Below are 21,267 nucleotides of genomic sequence, written 5' to 3'. Positions count from 1 at the left end.
TGACACAGGGCCCGAGGGGCCGGGTCTTTGGGTGGGCGGGCCGCCACCCTTGGGGGCCGGAGGGCAGGGCCCGTCTACCCGAGGGGACGGGCCACAGGCCCTCCGCCCACCGGGGGCGGGGGTGTCGGCTCCCGCCTACCGGAGGGGAGGAGGGCGCAGGCTCCCCGCCCACCGGGGGTCGCGCTTTCGCGGACCGGCCCGTTCCGAGCTTTCGCAGGCCGGTCGTCCGTTCAGTCCGTCAGGCCTGCCGCGCCCAGCAGGTAGGCCGTCAGCGGGTCGTAGTAGCGCGGGCTCAGTACGTGGTCGTCCAGCGGGATGGTCACCTGAAGGGTGCCTTCCGCCTCGCCCAGGAACAGCGCCGGGTCGTTGCAGTCCGCGAACCCGATGGCGTCGAGACCGCGCCGGCCCGCGCACCCGGCCCAGCCGTGATCGGCCATGACCAGATCGGGCAGTGCCTCGCCCGCCCGCTCCAGACCGTCCAGTACGGCGGCCATCGGCGCGGGGGAGTGGGTGTGCCACAGCGTCGCGCCGCGCTCCAGCATCGCCACGTCGGCGAACTGGAACACCACGCCGTCGTCCGCCCGCAGCCCGTCCGGTACGACGACGATGTCGCAGCCCCGCGCGCGCAGCGCCTCGGCGGTGGCCCGGTGCACGTCCAGCAGCCCGCCCGGATGCCCGGTTGCGAACAGGACGCGCTCCCGGCCGGCGGCGGCCTTGCGCAGCCGGGCGCCCGCGCGGTCCAGCGCGTCCACCGTCAGCTCGGGGTCGATGGTGTCCTGACCCATCCGGTGGCGGGCGTCGTCGTTGACGCCGCACCGCTCGGCCATCACGGCGAGCACGTCCTGTTCGTCGGTCCAGCGGTCGCCGAGTTCGAGGCCGAGCCAGTAGTGACGGTCTCCGTTGGCCAGCTTGCGGTAGTGGTCGAGGTTGTTCTCGCGGGGAGTGGCGACCTCTCCGGCGATCCGGGTCCGTACGAGATGGTCGACGAGTTCGGTGCGGCTGGGAACAGGCGGCAGTATCGGCATGAGGTCATTGTCCCTTGAAGCACCACTCCATGGACGTGATGTCCACCGGCCGACGCCACATCACCACAAATGTCCATGGGCACCCCGCCCGCCGCTGCCTACGCTCACCCTCATGACCACCGCATCCGCCGCTTCCGGCGCCTCCCAGGAACCCGTCGGCCCCGTCGACTCCTCCCGCGTCCCCCGCTACGCGGGCCCGGCGACCTTCGCCCGGCTGCCCCGCCTCGACCAGGTGGGCACGGCCGACGTCGCGGTGGTCGGCGTCCCCTTCGACACCGGCGTCTCCTACCGCCCCGGCGCCCGCTTCGGCGGCAACGCCATCCGCGAGGCGTCGCGCCTGCTGCGCCCGTACAACCCGGCCCAGGACGCGTCCCCCTTCGCGCTCGCGCAGGTCGCCGACGCCGGCGACATCGCCGCCAACCCCTTCAACATCAACGAGGCCGTCGAGACCATCGAGGCTGCCGCCGACGACCTCCTGGACACCGGCGCCCGCCTGATGACGCTGGGCGGCGACCACACCATCGCGCTGCCCCTGCTGCGCTCCATGGCCAAGAAGCACGGCCCGGTCGCCCTGCTCCACTTCGACGCGCACCTGGACACCTGGGACACCTACTTCGGCGCCGAGTACACCCACGGCACCCCGTTCCGCCGCGCCGTCGAGGAGGGCATCCTCGACACCTCCGCCCTCTCCCACGTCGGCACCCGCGGCCCCCTCTACGGCAAGAAGGACCTCGACGACGACGCGAAGATGGGCTTCGGCATCGTCACGTCCGCCGACGTCATGCGGCGCGGCGTCGACGAGGTAGCCGATCAGCTCCGGCAGCGCATCGGCGACCGCCCGCTGTACATCTCCATCGACATCGACGTCCTGGACCCGGCCCACGCCCCCGGCACCGGCACGCCGGAAGCGGGCGGCCTCACCTCCCGGGAACTCCTGGAGATCCTCCGTGGCCTCGCCGGCTGCCACCTCGTCTCCGCCGACCTCGTCGAGGTGGCCCCTGCCTACGATCACGCGGAGATGACGTCGGTGGCGGCCTCGCACACGGCGTACGAGCTGACGACGATCATGTCGCGGCAGATCGCGGCGGCCAAGGGCTGAGGGCGGGCTCGGGCGGTCGGTGTGTGGGGCGGTCGGGGCGTGCGGGAGTGAAGGGTCGGCTGCACGACCGGAGTGCTCGGTTCCATCGCCCGTACGCCGCGATCGGGCCAGGATCGGGTGTCGTGTCGGCACCTGTCAGGACGTGCCAGGCCGGTACCAGCGGTGATACATCTCCACCGCTTCCTTTGGGGGGTGGTTCGGCAGATGGGTCACATCACCGTTGACCTTGGAGATCGCCACGTTGCTGCCGCCCGGGCCGGCCGGCGGCGCCTGCGGGTCCGCCGGGGCGGGCCAGCTCGCGCGTACCAGGTAGCCGGCATCGAATTCGTGGACGAAGAGGCCGGACGGGCCACCGGGCGAGCCGATCTCGCGGAAGTAGCGGCGGCCGATGTCCAGCGCCTCCTCAGGGGACGTCGGCACCGGACGCGGGCCTTCGTTCGCTGATCCCGTGTGCGGCGGGGGCGGGGGCGGGGGCGGGGGTGGCAGAGGTGGCAGTGGAGGTGAGGGAAGAGCGGGAGGTGTGGGGGGTGACTGGCCGGAAACTTGGCCCGTGATGTTGGGATCTGCCACGAATTGCTCCTCCTTCAGCGCGGATTCCGCCGGTGATCACGCCAGGGTTTGCGTCAGTGCTGGTCAACTTGGCACACGTCGTTCCCGCCCGTCCGGTTCTCCTCGGCAGCGACTTTCAGCCCAACGGCGGATTCTCCCGAGCCCGGCCCGCACGTGAGCGTCGAGGCAGGCGCGGACGGGAGGGCATTCCGCACGGGAGCGCCAGGCCACCTGCACATGGCGGCGCAGCGGCGGGCCCGTGGGTACGCACCGGACACCCGCCGGTATCTGCTGCCGCGTCGCGTCCGGTATGAGCGCGGCGGTCAGGCCGTCCGCCACCAGGAAGAGCTGGGTGGCGTGGTCGCTGATGCTGTAGCGGCCCTCCGGCTCGGCCCCGTGGGTACGCGGAGCCTGTACGAGCGCTTCGCGCGGTTCGGCCCCCGGCGGTCAGGCCGCCCACGGAATGCCACCGAGGTCGGCGAGATGGAGGACGGACCGGTCACCGAGCGGATGGTCCGCGGGCAGCAGGGTGCGGACGGCGCTGCCGACGGTCCGGGCCGATGTGTCTTCGTCGATGACCAACCCGGCCCGGCCACGCGTCCACCCCCGAGGCTTACTCAACTGCCGGCGTTCTTCACGGCAGCACCGTCAGCCAACCCGTCCGCTCAAGGCGCGGGCGGCGGCCACGGCACCTCGGCCAGCGCGGGAATCAACTGCTTCTCTTCGCAGGCGAGGTGGGAGCGCAATTCTCCGGACATTCGCTCCAGGTCGGTGAGGAAACGTTCCGGGTCGACGGTGCCGATGTTTGCGAGGAGGCCGAGCAGGTCGTTCTGAATGCGGGCGATCGTCCGGTGTTCCTCCTGAAGCCGGTCGAGGGCGGAGCGCAGTTCGGGGTGATGGCGGGCGACGGCGGGAAATATGTGCGCGTCCTCGCCTGTGTGGTGGAACTCCAGGCTTTGGCAGAACGCCAGGCAGTGCTGCCGGATCTGTAGCCCGAGCCCCGGCGCCGGCGGCGCGCCCGGGCCCTGGTGGGCCGCCCGCGCCGCGAGGTGGGCTTCGGCCTCGTCGCGTACGTGCCGCAACTGCGCGCGCAGCCATGTGTGGACCTGCACGAGTTTGTCGGCGAGCGAGGTGACGGTGCGCGGATTCTCTCCATCCGCTTCCACGTACCCGGGCGCGGCGGGTTCCAGCACCACGACCGGCAACGTACGGGACGTCGCCGCCCGGTACTCGCCGTACCCGGGAGCCACGCTTACGACCTGCGCGAACAGCCGGTCGCGGCGCTCACCCTCGGTGGGCACCGCGATCGCCTCGTACGCCTCGGTACCGATCTCGACCTGTACCTGCGGGCGGGCGAGCAGGTTGCGGTACCAGTCCGGATGGCTCGCCGCGCCGAGGTCCGACCCGACGACGAGCAGCAGGTCACCGTCACGGACGCAACCGAGGGGCACGGTGTGCGACTTTCGGCGGTGCGGTGAAAGGGAAGAAATGAAGGTGCGGGGGAGCGCGCCCGCACAGCACACGGCAGTTACCGCGCACGACCCTCGTCCGGAGAATTCACCGATTACGTGTTATGCGTTGCCTGTCATGGCCGGAGCGCGGCGTACCTCGTACGGACGCGGCGTCGAAAGCGGAGCACTCAACGCGCGGCCCTAACGCACCGTGCGAACGCACCCACGCGGCGCAACAGAGGCCAGAAACCAGAAACCAGAAACCAGAAACCACAACACACGGACAGGGGAACCGAACCAAGAAGCCGGGCATGCGATGGGCCGCCGCGCGCACTCGGCGCGCTGACGCGGATGTCGGGACCGGCCTGGGAAGTGTGAACTCATGAGGTAGTCCCTGAAAAAAAGGTGTGTCGCCCGACTGCCGGCCGGCTCACTGCTTTTTGGCCGACGTCACGCGCACACGCATTCCCATTAGAGCCACTGCCCGACGGCTCGTTCGTCTCCTCCTGCGGCGACATCCTGGCTGTTCTTCCGCCCCAGCTCCCGCGTCCCGCGTCCTTCGCGTCCCCCACGTCTCCCGCGACCCCTGCGCGCTCTGCGCTCCGTATGCCCGCTGTAGGTCCGCCGCCCCCCGCCGGGCCGCTCTCGCGCGAGAGCCCCGCTCTCGCATCCTTTGGATCCGAGAGCGGGGCTCTGACAGCATTTACGCGAAAACGTTGTTAGTCCGGGCGCATAGGGCTGACCCGGCCCTGAAGCAGGCGCGACAGGGAGGCGTGCACATCCTCCACCGAGCGGTGCGGCTGGAACGACAGCCAGTCCAGCGCCGCCACGAGCACCATGCCGAGCAGCGCGGAGGCCGTCAGAGGAACGTCCAGTTCCTCGGACAGCTCGCCGACGGCGATGGCGTCCCGCAGTACGGACTCGACGACGGCGATCGCCCGGCCCCGTACGGACTCAAGAGTCGGCTGCCACACCCGGTTCGTACGCCACAGTTCCGCGACGTAGAGCTGGGTCAGGGACGGCGAGCCGGCGATGAAGTCCAGGCCCGCCCGGATCATCGCGTCCAGCGCGTCGACCCGGGTGCCGCCGCCCGCCCGTACCGCCCGGTCGGCGGCATCCTGGAGGGAGGCGGCGAGCAGGTCGACGCCGTCCCGCAGAAGCTCCTCGTAGAGCACGTTCTTGCTGGCGAAGTTGTAGTAGACCGTGCCCTTGGCGACGCCGGCGCGCTCGGCGATCTCGTCCACCGTGGTGGCGGAGAAACCCTGCTCGGCGATGAGCGTGACCGCCGCGTCGAACAGCTTGCGCCGCGTGGCGCCGCGGCGGGGGCCGTGGGCCGGGGCGGCGGCTTCGGGCCCGGCGCCGGGGGCGGCGTCGTCGCGAACGACGCCGCCCCCGTGCCTGCCGCGGTGCGCGGTCCGCGTGCTCACAGGCTCAGTTCCGGATGCAGGTCCTTCATCCGTACGACCTGCCGGCTGCGCGCGGTCAGCGACGTGAGCGCCAGCGCGCCGACCGTGAACGCGGCCAGGACGATGGAGCCCTGCCACACGATCCCGAGGTCACCGCCGGTGATGAGCCGGCGCAGGCCGTCCACCACGTAACTCATCGGCAGGAACGGGTGGATGAAACCGAAGAATCCGGGACTCGTCTGCACCGGGTACGTACCGCCCGCCGACGTGAGCTGGAGCATCAGCACAACGAGGGTCAGTACGCGGCCCGCCGGACCGAACTGCGCGCCGAAGAACTGGATGATGGCCGTGAACGCGGCCGTCGCCAGCAACAGGAAGCCGATGGTGGCCCCCGCGTGTTCCATCTCCAGGCCGAGACCCCAGTGCAGTACGGCCATCAGGGCCAGCACCTGCACGACGCCGATGGCGAAGGCCGGCAGCCAGGAACCGAGCGCGATCCGCCAGCCCGGCGCCCCCGCGGCGAGCGCCCGCTTGCCGAGCGGCGCGAGCAGCATGTACGCGACCATCGCGCCGACCCACAGGGACAGCGGAATGAAGTACGGGGCGAGCCCGGTGCCGTAGTTGGGCGCCTTGTGCATCGACTTCGAAGCCAGCTCGACCGGGTTGGACATGACGTCGGTACGGGCGTCACGGTCCTTCTTGTCGTAGTCCGGGATCTTGTCCACGCCGCTGTTCAGGCCACCGGCGAGCTGGTTGGAACCGTCCTTGAGCTTGTAGACGCCGCCCTTGAGGTCGAGCGCTCCGTCCTCCAGCTTCCCGAGCCCGTCACCGATCTGCCCGGAGCCGCTCTCGGCGTCCCCGAGCTTGTCGTGCAGTTGGCCGGCGCCGTTGGCGAGGTCACCGGCGCCGTTGGCGAGCTTGCCGCTGCCGTCGGCGAGCTTGCCCGTACCGTCCACGAGCTTGCCGCTGCCGTCGGCCAGCTTGCCGCTGCCGTCGGCGAGCTTGCCGCTGCCGTCGGCGAGCTTTCCGATGCCCTGGGCGAACTGCCCCGCTCCCTGGGACACCTTCTGGGCGCCGGCATTCAGTTCGTTGATCTGACGGATCGCGGTGTCCGCGTTGTCGGCGATCGCCGGAACCTTCTCGGCGACCATCGCGGCGCCGCGGTGGAGGTCGCGGAGCTGAGTGCGCAGGTGCTGGAGATCGGTCCGGGCGATAATGGCATTGACCTTCTCCGCCGCGTCGGCGGCCACGGCGCTGCCGACCGCGACGCCCTTGAGCTTGGCGCAGTCCACCTTGCCGGTGGCGGAGCCGCCACAGCTCTCCTGGTAGAGGGCCCGGGCGTCGTCGGCGTTCTTCCGAGCCTCGGCAGCGGCCTTGGCGGAGTTCCCCGGCAGCTTGCCGAGGTCGTCGTCGAGAGCCTTGCTGAGGTCGGCGACGACGCGTGCCTTGTCGGCGATCTCCTTGCTGTGCTCCTTCAGGAAGGGCAGGTCCGTCTTGGCGATGCCGTTGACCTTGTCGGCGAGCTGCTTCGTTCCGGCGGCTACCTGACCGGCGCCGTCGCTGAGCTGCTTGGCCTTCGTACCGGCGGTGGCGACGCCCGAGTTGAGGTCCTTGGCGCCCTTGCTCAGCGCACCGGCGCCGTTGTTGAGATCCTTGGCGCCCTTGTTCGCGTCGCCGAGGCCGCGGCTCAGCTCACCCGTCTTGTCGCGCAGCGTGCCCGCGCCCTCGCTCAGGTCGCCGGACCCCTTGCCCAGCTTCCCGAGCCCATCCGTCAGCTCACCGTTCTTGTCCTTGGCGGTGCCGAGGCCGTCGGCGAGCTTGTCCGTGCCGTCCTTGGCCTTGCCCAGGCCCTTGTCGAGTTCGTCGGCACCGTTCGCCGCCTTCTCGGTCTGGTCGTGCAGGTCCGAGAACGACACGAAGATCTTGTCGAAGAACTCCCGCGACGACTTCGCCGAGGTCTTCGCGCGGATCTCCGAGAAGATCGTCTTGGAGATCGAGCCGACGATGTAGTTGTTCGCGTCGTTCGTGCGGACCTGGAGCGCGCCCGTCTCCGGGTGGTCACCCGAGCTGGAGGCGATCCGCTCGCTGAAGTCCTTCGGGACGGTCAGGGAGAGGTAGTACGTACCGTTCTCGACGCCCTTGGCGGCGTCGGCGGAGCTGACCTCCTCCCAGTTGAACGTCTTGCTGTCCTTGACGTTCTTGACGAGTTCGTCGCCCGCCTGGATCTTCTTGCCGTCGGTGGTGGTGCCCTGGTCGTCGTTGACGAGCGCGACCGGGATCTTGTCCAGGTTCGCGTACGGGTCCCAGAACGAGCACAGGTACAGCGCGCCGTACAGCAGCGGGATCAGCATCAGGGCGACGAGGCCCAGCCGGGGGAGCTTGCCCCTGCCGAAGCGCTTGAGCTCAAGCGCGGCGAGCTTCGGCGAGCGCATGGGCTGCTTCCTCCTCGTGGGTGTCGGTCGTACCGGCCGTGCCGGTGGTCGAAGTGGGGGCGGCGGAGGCGGGCTCCGTGGCCGCCGGCGCGGTCCGTACGACGATCGCGTCGCCCGGGGCGGTGCTGGCCGCGGCCACCACCGTCGTGCCGGCCAGGGCCAGATCCCGCAGCATCTGCCAGGCCTGCGAACGCTCGTCCTGGGAGAGCTTGAGGTCGACGTCGTCGACGGCCACCAGCCGCGGGCCGTGCATGACGGCCAGCGCCATTGACAACCGCAGCGCGTCAATGCGCTCCAGGTCCCGTACGGCCGTACGCAGTCCCTTGGGCAGCGTGGCGGGATCGAGGCCGACGGCGGTCAGTGCCGCCTGGACGCGGGCCCGCGTCGCCTCCTTGTAGCGGCGGCCCCAGGGCAGCCGGGCGCCGAGCGAACCGGCGATCCGGCGGCCCAACAGGGCCTGCTCCTCCAGGTGTTCCCCGGCGGTCAGGGCCGGTTCCAGGTCGGCGACCCCGGGGACGTGCGCGATGGCGGTGAGGCTGCGCACCGTACCCATGCGCTTGGGGAGGGGAAAGCCGGCGACGGTGGCGTGGCCTTCGGCGAGCTGCATGCGGCCGGTGAGCGCCAGTAGGAGGCAGGTGCGTCCGGAGCCCGACGGGCCCTCGACGGCGATCAGTGCCCCCGGGTCCGCGGTGATGTGGACGTCTCTGAACGCCCACCCCCGCGGACCTTTCACTCCGATTCCCCTGGCGTTGACCGCCGCCCCCTGGCGGGTGGTGTCCACGGCCCCTCCTTTGTTCTGACTGGTCAGTCTAAAAGTGTGCCGTATGGAGAGGGCTATTGACCAATCAGCAGACGATCCTGTGAACTCCGTCATGTGGCGGGTGGGGCGCTCCGATGCTTTTGGGGCATTTGTTGGTGATGTTCTCGGTGTGGTCTGTGGCGCCCAGCGCGCAGCCGCACCGGTTGGACACTTGCGACGGAGACCGATGACTCACTCGGCCAAACTGATCGCCCCGCTCCTCGCTGGGGCCCTCGTCACGACGCTGCCGTCGGCATCGGCGTCGGCATCCACCCAGGTGACGCGCACCGCGGCAGCCTCTGGAGCGGCGCAGCCCGCCACTGGAGCCGCCCAGCCGTCCAGCGCCTCCTGCGCGCCGCGGGACCTGGAGCGCGCCGACGCGAAACATGCGGGGCAGAAACGTTCCACCCCGGACGACGGCAACGGCTGGACCCCCACCGCCACCCGCATCGACCCGAAGGACGGCCATCACGCCTTCGTCGGCAACGGTTACCTCGGCCAGCGCATAGCCCCCAACGGGACCGGATACGCGGCGCCCGGCGAGACGACCGGCTGGCCGCTCAAGACGCCGCGCTACGACGGCTCCTTCGTCTCCGGCCTGTACGCACGCGGCCCGGAGAACCTCAAGGGCCGCCAGGCCGTCGCCGCGCTCCCCACCTGGACCGGGCTCGACGTCACCGCCGCCGGCGACCGCCCGCAGACCTTCGACTCGGCGACCCCGGCGGGCCGCATCTCGCACTACCGCCAGACCCAGTTCATCCGCTGCGGCCTGGTCCGTACGTCACTGACGTGGACGGCCGCCGACGGCCGGGCCACCGACCTCGTGTACGACGTACTCGCCGACCGCGCCAACGCCCACACCGGCGCCGTACGGCTGCGCATGACGCCGCACTGGGGCGGCCGAGCCACCGTCACCGACCGCCTCGACGGGCGCGGCGCGCGCCGTATGGCGCAGACCGGCGGCGGCGCTCGGCCCGGCGGCCGGACGATGGACGTGACCTTCCGTACGGACGGTACGAACACGGACGGCGCGGTCGCCTCGGCTCTGCGCCCCGGCGCCCAGGTCCGCCGGCACGCGACGACGCGGCGCGCGGGCGCGGCGCAGGACCTGAGCAACCAGCAGAGCGTGACGTTCCCCGTACAGGCCGGGCGTTCCTACGAGCTGACCAAGTACGTCGGCGTCGACACCGCCCTCACCTCCCGTACTCCGCGCGCCGCCGCGACCGCGGCCGCGCAGCGGGCCGCGGACCGGGGCTGGGACGCCCTGTACCGCAACCACGCCGCCGCCTGGCGGAAGCTGTGGCGCAGCGACGTCGAGGTGAACGGACGCGGTCAACGGGAACTGCGGTCATGGGTGCGCGCGGCGCAGTACGGCCTGCTGTCCAGCACCCGCGCCGGAAGCAGCGACAGCATCAGCCCGGCCGGGCTGACCAGCGACAACTACGCGGGGCAAATCTTCTGGGACGCCGAGACCTGGATGTACCCGGGACTGCTGGCCGCCCACCCCGAGCTGGCCAAGTCCATCGTGGACTACCGCTACAAGACCCGGGCCGGAGCCGCCGCGAACGCGAAGAAGCTGGGCTACAAGGGACTTTTCTATCCGTGGACCAGCGGCAGCAAAGGTGATCTGTGGAACGAGTGCCACAGTTGGGACCCGCCGCACTGCAAGACCCAGAACCACCTGATGGGCGACGTGTCCCTGGCCACCTGGCAGTACTACCTCGCCACCAGGGACACCACCTGGCTCCGCGAACGCGGCTGGCCGGTGATGAAGGGCATCGCGGAGTTCTGGGCGTCCCGCGTCACCCGTAACGCCGACGGCAGCTACTCGATCAAGAACGTGGCCGGGCCGGACGAGTACAGCAACGGCGTGAATGACGGCGTCTTCACCAACGCCGGCGCGGTCACCGCGCTGCGCAACGCCGAACGCGCCGCCGCGCTCCTCGGACAATCGGCCCCCGCCGCCTGGAAGGACATCGCCGACCACATCCGCATCCCGTACGACGCGCAGAACAACGTCTTCCAGCAGTACGACGGCTACCGGAACACGATGATCAAGCAGGCCGACACCGTCCTGTTGATGTACCCGCTGGAATGGCCGATGTCGCAGCGCGACAAGGTCAGCACGCTGGATCACTACGCCGGGCTCACCGACCCGGACGGCCCGGCCATGACCGATTCGGTGCACGCCGTCGCCGCCGCCGGGACCGGTGAGCCGGGCTGCTCGACGTACACGTACATGCTGCGTGCCAGTAAGCCGTTCGTCCGCGGCGCCTTCCACCAGTTCTCCGAGGCGCGCGGCGACAAGGCGGGCGCCGGTGACCCGCACGCCGGGTCGCCCGCGCAGGACTTCCTCACCGGCAAAGGCGGTTTCCTCCAGACCTTCACCAACGGGCTGACCGGCCTGCGGATGCGCGAGGACCGGGTGCGCCTGGACCCGATGCTGCCTCCGCAGTTGTCCGACGGCGTCACGCTGCGCGGGCTGCGCTGGCAGGGGCGTACGTACGACGTGGCGATCGGGGCGCACAGTACGACGGTGCTGCTGACGGCCGGCGCGCCGATGCGCGTCGAGTCGCCGGAGGGCGAGCGGACGGTGAGCCGTGGCGAACCCCTGACGCTCAAGACCCGCCGCCCCGACCTCGCGGCGACGGACAACGCGGCCCGGTGCACCGCGGCGCAGGCCACGTCGGAGGAGCCCGGTATGTACGCGGGCGCCGCGGTGGACGGCAACGCGGCCACCGCCTGGGTGCCGGACGGCCCCGACGGCACCCTGACCGTCGACCTCGGCAAGTCGTCGCGCATCGGTCGGATCACCCCGCACTGGAAGGGCGGCGAGCCCGCCTCGTACGTTGCGCAGGTCTCGACGGACGGCAGGCACTGGTACGGAACCGGTTACGACGGACGTACGACGGCCCGCTACATACGGCTCGCGGTGCGCGGCGCCGACACGGCGAAGGACGGCCGGCGCCCCGGACTCGCGGAGTTGACGGTGCAGAAGGTGGAGGAAGAGAAGTAGAGGAAGCGGACGCCGGGCCATCCGGGCCGCGCGGGTCGCGCAGCCGGAAAGCCGGCGGTGTCCTCCGGTCCCGGGGCTTCGGCTCCAGGACCGGAGCCTCCCTTCCCTCCTGACACAGTCACTGGTCTGGACCGAAAGTGATCAATCCGTCCCCTGACCGAGACATCCGTGACCCCTTCCGTCACATAGTGTCCGGACACGCACGGTGTGTCTGACCTGGGAGGGAACTGTGCGTACGGGTGCGAAGTACGTGGTCGGCGGGGTGTTCGCCGCGATGGTAGGGGTGGCCGGTGTAGGCGCGTACAACGTCTACGAGGCGTTCGCCGGTGGTTCCGACGCTTCCGGGCCACCGGCAGGCACGAACGCGTCCAGACAGACCGGGCCACCGACCGAGGAAGAAGTGCACGACACCGCGCGCGACTTCCTCGCCGCCTGGAGCAAGGGCGACACGGAGACCGCCGCCCTCCTCACGGACAACGCCGCGGGCGCGCGCCAGGCGCTGACCGGGTTCCACGACGAGGCGCTGGTGTCGAAGGTGACCTTCGAGGCCGGGCAGGGCAACGGCGCACAGGTCCCCTTCCACGTCACCGCCGAATTGTCGTTGGGCAAGGGCGAGGCGGATCACGCGACCTGGTCGTACGACTCCGCGCTGCGCGTCGTACGCGGCAAGACCACCGGCAAGGCGCTCGTCGACTGGCAGCCCGCCGTGGTCCACCCCGCGCTGCGGCGCGGCGAGAGCCTGCAGACCCGCTCCGACGGCGCGCCGCCGGTCAAGGCGGTCGATCGCAACGGCACCGCCCTGGACGCCGAGGAACTCCCGTCACTCGGCGCCGTCCTGCCCGCCCTCCGGGAGAGCTACGGGGAGAAGGCGGGCGGCGTCCAGGGCATCGAAGTACGCGTCATGAGCGAGGGCGGCGAGCCGGGCAAGACGCTGCACACCATCGTCAGGGGCCGCGAAGGAACGCTCCGCACGACGCTGGACGCGAACGTGCAGCGGGCGGCCGAGGCGGCGGTCAAGGACTACCGCGAGGCGTCGGTCGTCGTGGTCGAGCCCGGCAGCGGCGACATCCTCGCGGTGGCCAACCACCGTACGGACCAGTTCAACGCGGCCTTCCAGGGCCGGCTGGCGCCCGGCTCCACGATGAAGGTCGTCACGGCCGCGATGCTGATGGAGAAGGGCCTGGTCTCCGCGGGCAAGAGCGTGGAGTGTCCGAAATACGCCTCGGCCGGCGGGCGCTCTTTCCACAACCAGGGGATGTTCGCGATCAACGGCGGTACGTTCGCCGACAGTTTCGCGCGCTCCTGCAACACCGCCTTCATCGGCCTGGCCGACCGCATCTCGGGCGCGGACCTGAGCAGCGAGGCCCAGGAGGTCTTCGGCCTCGGCATGGACTGGAAGGTCGGCCTGCCCACCTTCGACGGCAGCGTGCCGCAGAGCGACGGGGCGGACACCCCGGCGGCGCTCATCGGCCAGGGCCGCATTCAGGCCAACCCGCTGAACATGGCGTCCGTGGCCGCCACCGCCAAGGCCGGCTACTTCTCCCAGCCCGTCCTGGTCTCGCCGGAGCTGGACGGCCGGCCGGTCGCCCACGCGAGCCGCGCCCTGCCCTCCTCGGTCGCCGCGCAGTTGCGGGCCATGATGCGGCGTACGGCCGTGAGCGGCACCGGCGCGCGGGCGATGGCCGGTCTCGGCGGTGACATCGGCGCGAAGACCGGCTCGGCGGAGGCCGACGGCCAGGGCGACGCCAACAGTTGGTTCCTCGGTTACCGCAACGACGCCGCGGCGGCCGCGGTCGTCCAGCAGGGTGGCCACGGCGGCGACGCGGCGGGACCGATCGTCCGAAGAGTGCTCGCGGCGCGCCGCTGAGGGGAAGGGTCGACACTGGGGCGGGCCCGCGTCGGGGCCTGCCCGCCACCCGGGGGCACGCCTGCCCCCGGGCGTCGACGAACGGGAGGACCCCTCGTGCGCGTACGTTCCGCGGTTGTCCGTGCCACCGCAGCAGTACTGGCCGCCGGCTGTCTCACGGCGTGCGCCGAGGGGGCACCGGCAGCGGCCCCGGACCCGGCGGCCTCGTCCACCGCGGACCGGAACGCGTCGACCGCCACGGGCCCGGGGACGTCGGCCGCCTCCACGCGGACGGACAGCAGCGGTGCCTCCTCGGCCACCGGTGGACGGACCTCGGGCGGGAACGACCGCCCCTCGGACGCAAGCGGTCACCGCTGCTCCCCATCCGTCTCGATCGACCGTTACTCCGACGCGCTGGACAAGACCACCTTCCAGGGCACCTTCGTAGGCAACCTCTCCGCACTCACCCGCGACACCGATGGCTCCCTCGCCGCCCTCTCCGACCGTTCCGTACTCATCGGCCTGGACGGACGCAGCCACCGGCCGGTACGGGCAGCCAAGATCACCGACGAGAAGGGCGCCGTCCTCGACGCCGAGGGCCTGGCCGTCGAGCCGGGCGGGGACCGTCTCATCTCGTCCGAGACGGAGCCTTCCGTACGGCGTTACGACCGTTCCGGCGCGCTCCTCGGGCGCCTGCCCCTTCCCGACGCACTACGGGTCGCGCCGGTCGGCCGGGCCCAGAGCAACCAGACCTTCGAAGGTCTCACCCTCAAGCCCGGCGGCAGCACGCTGACCGCCGCCATGGAGGGGCAGCTCACCGGCGACGGCAAGGACACCGCGGGCCGCCGGCTGCTGCGCTTCCAGAGCTGGCAGCGGCAGGGCAGCGGGGCCCGCCCCGTGCCGTACCGGCTGAGCAAGCAGTACGCGTACCCCGTGGACGCCGGACTGGGAGTCTCGGAGATCGCCGCGCTCCCCGACGGCCGGCTGCTCGTCCTGGAACGCGGTTTCACCGCCGGCGTCGGCAACATCGTGCGCCTCCACCTCGCCGACCCGCGCCGGGCGAGTGACGTCAGCGGCGTCACCGAGCTGCCGGGCGGCAAGGCCGTACGCCCCGCCCACAAGAAACTCCTCGCCGACCTCGGTGCCTGCCCCTCCCTGGGCGCCCCCGCCCACCAGCCGCAGGCCAATCCGCTGCTGGACAACATCGAGGGCATGGCGATCACCGGCCGTGCGCCCGGCGGACGGCTGCGCCTCCTCCTGGCCAGCGACGACAACGAGAGCCCGAAGCAGATCACGCGCCTGTACAGCCTGACGGTGCGCCCCGGCGACCGCTGACGTCCGCCGCGCCATGGCGGCCGCTGACTCCCGCCGCGTCCCGGTGGCCGCTGACCGTTGCCGCCGTCAAGGATTTCCGTCCGCGACTGTTGCGGCGGGATGAAATTCGCTGCCCACGGCGTTGGTGCCTCCTGGTTGGACGACGAGACGCGGGAGGCAGTGCGTGACGGGGACGGGGACGGGGACGGAAAGCAGTCCATCAGGAAAGGGCGGCTGGGCACGGCGGCTGACGCGCCTGTGCTGGCAGTACAAGAAGGACGTACTGCTCGCACTCGGCTCGTCACTCGCCGGGATGGGCGTGCTGGCCCTCGTCCCGCTCATCCCGAAGCTGATCATCGACGATGTCATCGTCAGCGGTGACCGCCCGCTCGCGCCGTGGGCCACCCTGCTGGTCGTCGCCGCGCTCGCGGTCTACGCGCTGACGTACGTACGCCGCTACTACGGCGGACGGCTTGCGCTCGACGTACAGCACGACCTGCGCACCCGGATGTTCCGGTCGATCGCGCGGCTGGACGGGCACCGGCAGGACGAGCTGAGCACCGGACAGGTCGTCGGCCGCGCCACCAGCGATCTTCAACTCATCCAGAGCCTGCTGTTCATGCTGCCGATGATGATCGGGAACGTGCTGCTCTTCGCGATCTCGCTGGTCGTGATGGTGGTGCTCTCCCCGCTGCTCACCGTCGTCGCGCTCGCCGTCGCCCCCGCCCTCTGGTTCATCGCCCAGCGCAGCCGCAACCGCCTCTACCCCGCCACCTGGTACGCGCAGGGGCAGGCCGCCGCCGTCGCGGGCGTCGTCGACGGCGCGGTCTCCGGTGTCCGCGTCGTCAAGGGCTTCGGCCAGGAGGAGCAGGAGACCGGCAAGCTGCGCACGGTCAGCCGCCGTCTCTTCGCCGGCCGGCTCCGTACCGTACGGCTCAACGCCCGCTACACCCCCGCGCTCCAGGCGGTGCCGTCCCTCGGGCAGGTCGCCATGCTGGCTCTCGGCGGCTGGCTGGCCACCAACGGGCAGATCACCCTCGGCACCTTCGTCGCGTTCTCCACCTATCTCGCCCAGCTCGTCGCGCCCGTGCGGATGCTCGCGATGATGCTGACCGTCGGGCAGCAGGCGCGGGCCGGCGTGGAGCGGGTCTTCGAACTCGTCGACACCGAGCCGATGATCGAGGAGCGCGAGGACGCGCTCGAACTTCCCGCCGACGCGCCGGCCACCGTCGAGTTCGAGCACGTCTCCTTCGGGTACGGCACCGGCCGCCCCGTCCTGGAGGACTTCTCGCTGCGCATCGAGCCCGGCGAGACCGTAGCCGTCGTCGGTACGTCCGGCAGCGGTAAATCCACCGTCTCGCTGCTGCTGCCGCGTTTCTACGACGCGACCGAGGGCCGGGTCCTGGTGGGCGGCCACGACGTACGGGACCTGAGCCTCACCTCGCTGCGCGCGGCCATCGGCCTCGTACCGGAGAACAGCTTCCTGTTCTCCGACTCGCTGCGGGACAACATCGCCTATGGAACGCCGGACGCCACCGACGAGCAGATACGTATCGCCGCACGTGCCGCACAGGCCGACGGTTTCATATCCGCCCTGCCGGACGGATACGACACCGAGGTCGGCGAGCAGGGCCTGACCCTGTCCGGCGGCCAGCGCCAGCGGGTCGCGCTGGCACGCGCGATCCTCACCGACCCGCGGCTGCTGGTCCTGGACGACGCGACGTCCGCCGTGGACGCCCGCGTCGAGCACGAGATTCACGAGGCGCTCCGCGGCGTGATGGCGGGCCGTACGACGCTGCTGATCGCGCACCGGGCCTCCACCCTCGCCCTCGCCGACCGCGTCGCCGTCCTGGACGGCGGCCGGCTCGTCGACATCGGGACGCGCGAGGAACTGGAAGGCCGCTGCGAGCTGTACCGCCGGCTGCTGACCGACCCGGACGAGCTGGGCAGCACCGACCGTGACCCGGCCGGCGCGACGGCCGAGACCGCCGCTCCGGACCACCGCGTACAGGGCGTCACCCCCGAGCTGTGGGTCCGCGCCGACCAGGAAACCGACACCGGATCGGGCGCCGCGGCACCCGAGTCCGCGCCCGGCATGCCCGCCACCCCCGAACTCCTCGCCCAGGTCGCCGCCCTCCCGCCCGCGACCGAGACCCCCGACATCGACGAGGAGCGGGCCGCCCGCCCCGAGAAGTCCTACGGGCTGCGGCGCCTGCTGAGCGGTTTCGGCGGCCCGCTCGCCGTCGCCCTCGCACTGGTGGCCGTCGACGCCGTGGCCGGGCTGCTGCTTCCGGTTCTCATCCGGCACGGCATCGACGACGGCGTACGGCGTGCGCAACTGGCGGGCGTCTGGACGGCCGCCGGGCTCGCGCTCTTCGTCGTACTCGCCCAGTGGGCGGCGCAGGTCGGCTCGAACCGCATGACGGGCCGTACCGGTGAACGCGTGCTGTACTCGCTGCGCGTCAAGATCTTCGCGCAGCTCCAGCGGCTCGGCCTCGACTACTACGAGCGCGAACTCACCGGCAAGATCATGACCCGGATGACGACGGACGTGGACGCCCTGTCCACGTTCCTGCAGACCGGCCTGGTCACCGCTGTCGTCTCCGTACTGACCTTCTTCGGCATACTCGTCGCCCTCCTGGTCATCGACGTCCAGCTCGCCCTGGTCGTCTTCGCCACTCTCCCGCCGCTGATCATCGGTACGTACTTCTTCCGCAAGCAGAGCGTGAAGGCGTACGAACTCGCCCGCGAACGCATCAGCGTCGTCAACGGCGACCTCCAGGAGAGCGTCGCCGGGCTGCGGATCGTGCAGGCCTTCCGCCGCGAACGCAGCGGCGCCGACCGGTTCGCGGAACGCAGCCACGCCTACCGCGCGGCCCGCGTCCGCGGGCAGTTCCTGATCTCGGTCTACTTCCCGTTCGTGCAGTTGCTGTCCTCCGTCGCCGCGGCGCTCGTCCTGATCGTCGGCGCCGGCCGGGTCGGCGAGAGCACCCTCACGGCGGGCGCGCTGGTCGCGTATCTGCTCTACATCGACCTGTTCTTCGCCCCCGTACAGCAGCTCTCGCAGGTCTTCGACGGCTACCAGCAGGCCGCCGTCTCGCTCGGCCGCATCCAGGAACTGCTGCGCGAACCGACCACCACGCCGCAGGCCGACCATCCGCGCGCGGTGCGCGAGCTGTCGGGCGAGATCACCTTCGAGGACGTGCACTTCCGGTACGGCGGAGCGGACGCGCCCGGCGCCGCTGCCCCGCAGAGCCCCGGCGCCTCGCACGAACCCGGCGGCTCACAGGACCCCGGCGCCTCCGACGGCCGGGACGCCACCGCGCTCTCCGGCATCGACCTGACCATCCCCGCCGGGCAGACCGTCGCCTTCGTCGGCGAGACCGGCGCGGGCAAGTCCACCCTCGTCAAGCTGGTGGCGCGGTTCTACGACCCGACCGCGGGCGCCGTCCGCGTCGACGGAACGGACCTGCGCGAACTGGACCTCACCGGCTACCGGCACCGCCTCGGCGTCGTACCGCAGGAGTCCTACCTGTTCGCCGGTACGGTCCGCGACGCCATCGCATACGGGCGACCGGACGCCACGGACGCCGAGGTGGAGGCCGCGGCCCGGGCGGTCGGCGCGCACGACATGATCGCGGGGCTCGACGGCGGCTACCTCCACGAGGTCGCCGAACGCGGCCGCAACCTCTCCGCCGGCCAGCGCCAACTGCTCGCGCTCGCCCGCGCCGAGCTGGTCAATCCCGACATCCTGCTGCTCGACGAGGCCACCGCCGCCCTCGACCTGGCCACCGAGTCCGCCGTCAACGAGGCCACGGACCGGCTGTCCGGACGGCGCACGACGCTCGTCGTCGCGCACCGCCTGACCACCGCGGCCCGCGCCGACCGGGTCGTGGTCCTCGCCCACGGACGCGTCGTCGAGGACGGAACCCACGCCCAACTCCTGGCCAAGGGCGGCCGGTACGCCGAACTGTGGCGCACGTTCACGGGCGAGGAGGAATCGGTGGCGGCCTGAACGATCGCCGCGCCGACCGGCCGTCGGCCGGACCGCAACGGTCCCACCGCCCCTCCATGAAAAGAAGGGGCTGGTGGGACCGTTGCCGCGCCGATAGGTTCAGCCCGACCTTTGCTATCCCAAGGGGAGGGTGCAATGCGCAAGGCCATCAGATGCCTGCTGTCGTTCGCGGTGCTCATAGGCACGGCGAGTGCGGGTACGGCGTCGGCGACCGCGGCCACCGCCGCCACGCCGAAGGCGACCGACATCAAGGACCGGGTCCTGGCGATCCCGGGGATGAGTCTCGTCCAGGAGAAACCGGTCGACGGTTACCGCTTCTTCGTCCTGAACTACACCCAGCCGATCGACCATCAGCACCCCTCCAAGGGGACGTTCCAGCAGCGGCTGACCCTGCTGCACAAGTCCGTCGACCGGCCCACGGTCTTCTTCACCTCCGGCTACAACCTCAACACGGATGTACGCCGCAGCGAGCCGACGCAGATCATCGACGGCAACCAGGTGTCGATGGAGTATCGGTACTTCACGCCGTCGCGGCCGCAGCCCGCCGACTGGAAGAAGCTCACCATCCGCCAGGCGGCCAACGATCAGCACCGCATCTTCAAGGCGCTGCACCGGATCTACGACCAGAACTGGATATCCACCGGCGGCAGCAAAGGCGGCATGACCGCCACGTACTACCGCCGCTTCTTCCCGGACGACATGGACGGCACGGTCGCCTACGTAGCGCCGAACGACGTCAACAACAAGGAGGACTCGGCGTACGACCGGTTCTTCCGCACCGTCGGCACCGCGCAGTGCCGCTCCGACCTCGCGACGCTGGAACGCGAGGCGCTGCTGCGCCGCGGCGAGATGGTCAACCGCTACACGAAGTGGGCGCAGGCGAACAAGAAGACGTTCAAGGTCGTCGGCAACGTCGACAAGGCGTACGAGGTTCTCGTCACCGACCTGGTGTTCGGCTTCTGGCAGTACCAGCCGGCCGCCACCGCGTGCGCCGAGGTGCCCAAGAAGACCGCCACCACGGACGAACTGTGGAAGTGGATGGACAAGATCGGTGGTTTCGACAGTTACACCGACCAGGGCCTCGAAACCAACATGCCGTACTACTACCAGGCGGGCACCCAGCTCGGTGAGCCCGGTTACAAGTACGACCACCTCAAGGACCTGCTGCGCTACCCGGGCATCAACAATTCCCGTACCTTCGTGCCGCGCGACATCCCCTTGACCTTCGACAAGCACGCGATGCGCGACGTGGACCGGTGGGTGCGCCACCACGCCGAGCGCATGATGTTCGTCAACGGCGAGTGGGACCCGTGGAGCTCCGAGCCGTTCCGGCTGGGTTCCGGCTCCGAGGACTCGTACGTCTACAAGGTCCCGGGCGGCAACCACGGCTCGAACATCGCGAAGCTGCGCGAGGCCGACCGCAAGAAGGCGACCGAGGCGCTGCTCGAATGGGCCGATGTCGACGCGCCGCAGGGCGCGGGGTCCGCGCCGCTGGCCCCGTACGACAAGAAGCTGGACAAGCGCGACGAGTCGCGCAAGCAGATGCTGCGCCCGTGACGCGCGACGGCTGACGGACCGGCTCGGGAAATCTCAGAACGGTCCGAGCCCGGGAGGACATCGGCCCGGACCGGCCCGCAGGAGGACATGCGTCCTCGGGCCGGAATGTTCACAGGCGGCGGGCGCACCCGATCGGTGCCCCGCCGCCGAGCTGTACGTACAGGTCCGTGCCGGCCGGGCAGGCGGCACGGGCGCGGACCGCCGCCGTCACCTTGAACCGCGGCACGTCTCCCCCCGAGCCGTCACAGGCCGTCTCCTTCACCTCGCCCTGCCGCGACGGGCGGACACAATCCCCGACGATGGTGCGCGGACCACCGCCCTCGCCCGGGTCGCCGGGATGCGGCGCTTCCAGATTGCGCATACAGGCGTAACCCTGCGGCACCGCGTCGTCGCCGTTCTCGTCGGAGGCCGGCCGGTGTGCGCTGATGTGCAGGACGAAGTCCGTACGCTCCGGACACAGCGGACCCTGCGCCCGCGGCCCGTCGTACCGGGCGAGCACCAGGGCCGCGGCCTTCTCGCTACGGCAGGACACCTGGTGGAAGACGGTGCGCCCGCGGGTACTGCACGTACCGGGAGCGAGAAACGTGACCGCCGGAGACGGGGGCGCGGCTGCCGAACCGTTGCTTCCGCCCCCGCTCCCGTCACCGTTCGCGGCCGCGCCGCTGCCGTCGCGCTGGCAGCCGGACAGCGTTACGAGCAGCAGGGCCACCGCCACGCAGCCCAGCGCGCCGCCACCGTGCCCCTTGACCCCGCGCATC

General features: G+C 71.0%; 14 protein-coding genes and 1 pseudogene. 6 read left to right on the top strand and 9 right to left on the bottom strand.

Annotated features, from left to right (window positions below; translation table 11 throughout):
- Positions 1-230: 230 nt before the first annotated feature.
- Positions 231-1,025: a phosphatase gene (locus tag ACH4EB_RS20330; protein WP_398348928.1), complete on the bottom strand. Its 795-nt coding sequence runs from the start codon at positions 1,023-1,025 to the stop codon at positions 231-233.
- Positions 1,026-1,137: 112 nt separating this feature from the next.
- On the opposite strand from ACH4EB_RS20330, the gene speB reads away from it, so the two are divergent.
- Positions 1,138-2,124, top strand: a complete 987-nt coding sequence (gene speB, locus ACH4EB_RS20325; protein WP_398348927.1) for an agmatinase — start codon at positions 1,138-1,140, stop codon at positions 2,122-2,124.
- A 135-nt stretch (positions 2,125-2,259) separates the two neighbouring features.
- Here speB and ACH4EB_RS20320 read toward each other — a convergent pair whose 3' ends face one another.
- The 7 genes and pseudogenes from ACH4EB_RS20320 to ACH4EB_RS20290 all read right to left on the bottom strand — a co-directional run bounded on the left by ACH4EB_RS20320 (position 2,260) and on the right by ACH4EB_RS20290 (position 8,743).
- Positions 2,260-2,544 (bottom strand): hypothetical protein, encoded by a 285-nt coding sequence (locus ACH4EB_RS20320; RefSeq protein WP_398348926.1) that lies wholly within the window; start codon positions 2,542-2,544, stop codon positions 2,260-2,262.
- A 213-nt stretch (positions 2,545-2,757) separates the two neighbouring features.
- A pseudogene (locus ACH4EB_RS20315) lies at positions 2,758-3,105 on the bottom strand (LysR substrate-binding domain-containing protein); the annotation flags it as partial.
- A 15-nt stretch (positions 3,106-3,120) separates the two neighbouring features.
- Complete coding sequence (locus ACH4EB_RS20310; protein WP_398348925.1) at positions 3,121-3,294, bottom strand: hypothetical protein; 174 nt, start codon at positions 3,292-3,294, stop codon at positions 3,121-3,123.
- Positions 3,295-3,338: 44 nt separating this feature from the next.
- A complete protein-coding gene (locus tag ACH4EB_RS20305) occupies positions 3,339-4,238 on the bottom strand; it encodes a nitroreductase/quinone reductase family protein (protein WP_398349131.1) in 900 nt (299 codons plus the stop codon).
- Between the two features lie 605 nt (positions 4,239-4,843).
- Positions 4,844-5,551: a TetR/AcrR family transcriptional regulator gene (locus ACH4EB_RS20300; RefSeq protein WP_398348924.1), complete on the bottom strand. Its 708-nt coding sequence runs from the start codon at positions 5,549-5,551 to the stop codon at positions 4,844-4,846.
- The gene (locus ACH4EB_RS20295; RefSeq protein WP_398348923.1) at positions 5,548-7,962 is read right to left on the bottom strand and encodes a YhgE/Pip family protein; all 2,415 of its coding nucleotides are present in this window, start codon (positions 7,960-7,962) and stop codon (positions 5,548-5,550) included. The genes ACH4EB_RS20300 and ACH4EB_RS20295 overlap by 4 nt, the downstream gene beginning before the upstream one ends.
- Positions 7,934-8,743, bottom strand: coding sequence for an ATP-binding cassette domain-containing protein (locus ACH4EB_RS20290; protein WP_398348922.1), 810 nt, complete (start codon positions 8,741-8,743; stop codon positions 7,934-7,936). The genes ACH4EB_RS20295 and ACH4EB_RS20290 overlap by 29 nt, the downstream gene beginning before the upstream one ends.
- Positions 8,744-8,948: 205 nt before the next feature.
- Between ACH4EB_RS20290 and ACH4EB_RS20285 the strand changes: the two genes are divergently transcribed.
- From ACH4EB_RS20285 to ACH4EB_RS20265, 5 genes are all read left to right on the top strand, one after another.
- Positions 8,949-11,777 carry a discoidin domain-containing protein gene (locus ACH4EB_RS20285; RefSeq protein ID WP_398348921.1) on the top strand — a complete coding sequence of 943 codons (2,829 nt, stop codon included), beginning with the start codon at positions 8,949-8,951 and terminating at the stop codon, positions 11,775-11,777.
- Positions 11,778-12,006: 229 nt separating this feature from the next.
- Positions 12,007-13,644 (top strand): penicillin-binding transpeptidase domain-containing protein, encoded by a 1,638-nt coding sequence (locus ACH4EB_RS20280; RefSeq protein WP_398348920.1) that lies wholly within the window; start codon positions 12,007-12,009, stop codon positions 13,642-13,644.
- Positions 13,645-13,740: 96 nt separating this feature from the next.
- Positions 13,741-14,958 (top strand): esterase-like activity of phytase family protein, encoded by a 1,218-nt coding sequence (locus ACH4EB_RS20275; protein WP_398348919.1) that lies wholly within the window; start codon positions 13,741-13,743, stop codon positions 14,956-14,958.
- 163 nt (positions 14,959-15,121) lie between these two features.
- A complete protein-coding gene (locus tag ACH4EB_RS20270) occupies positions 15,122-18,952 on the top strand; it encodes an ABC transporter ATP-binding protein (RefSeq protein WP_398348918.1) in 3,831 nt (1,276 codons plus the stop codon).
- A gap of 135 nt (positions 18,953-19,087) precedes the next feature.
- The gene (locus ACH4EB_RS20265) at positions 19,088-20,509 is read left to right on the top strand and encodes a S28 family serine protease (protein ID WP_398348917.1); all 1,422 of its coding nucleotides are present in this window, start codon (positions 19,088-19,090) and stop codon (positions 20,507-20,509) included.
- A gap of 109 nt (positions 20,510-20,618) precedes the next feature.
- On the opposite strand, the gene ACH4EB_RS20260 is transcribed toward ACH4EB_RS20265, so the two are convergent.
- Positions 20,619-21,266, bottom strand: a complete 648-nt coding sequence (locus tag ACH4EB_RS20260) for a hypothetical protein (RefSeq protein WP_398348916.1) — start codon at positions 21,264-21,266, stop codon at positions 20,619-20,621.
- Position 21,267: the final 1 nt, after the last annotated feature.

The sequence above is a fragment of the Streptomyces sp. NPDC018045 genome, from assembly GCF_044327445.1.
Lineage (GTDB): Bacteria > Actinomycetota > Actinomycetes > Streptomycetales > Streptomycetaceae > Streptomyces.
Note: the sequence above shows the minus strand (reverse complement) of the source record. Positions and strands in the feature narration are given on the sequence as shown.